Genomic DNA, 378 nt, shown 5'->3' on the forward strand with positions numbered 1-378 from the left:
TTACTAACTGTTTTTCGCGAAGTACGCCGTGGCCTTTTTTAATATCTCTCGCTCCTCCTCGGCAACTTTAAGTTGTCGCTTGAGCTGCTTTATTTCTTGAAGCGCTGTCATAAGATCAGGATCATATTGTTCTGTGCCGATAAGCTTGCCTTGATTGGCTTTATTATGCCAATTAGATAAGGTCTGCATGGCGATGCCAAGGTGCTTTGCGGTAGCCGAGATATTGCCATTATTGTCTGATATCTTCTTGACAGCTTCTGCTTTAAATTCGTCACTGTAGGTTCTTACTTTCTTGGTCATGATAAACTCCGATTAATACGCTTAGTTTACCAAGTTTAGGTGTACGGTTTTTTCAGCATAGCTCACATGATGCTATTG

General features: G+C 41.3%; 1 pseudogene. It reads right to left on the reverse strand.

What is annotated here, in order from left to right:
- Positions 1–12: 12 nt before the first annotated feature.
- Positions 13–300, reverse strand: a pseudogene (locus AAEY75_RS14220) (transposase); the annotation flags it as partial.
- Positions 301–378: the final 78 nt, after the last annotated feature.

The organism is Psychrobacter sp. TB55-MNA-CIBAN-0194 (genome assembly GCF_040309505.1).
Taxonomy (GTDB): Bacteria; Pseudomonadota; Gammaproteobacteria; order Pseudomonadales; family Moraxellaceae; genus Psychrobacter; species Psychrobacter fozii.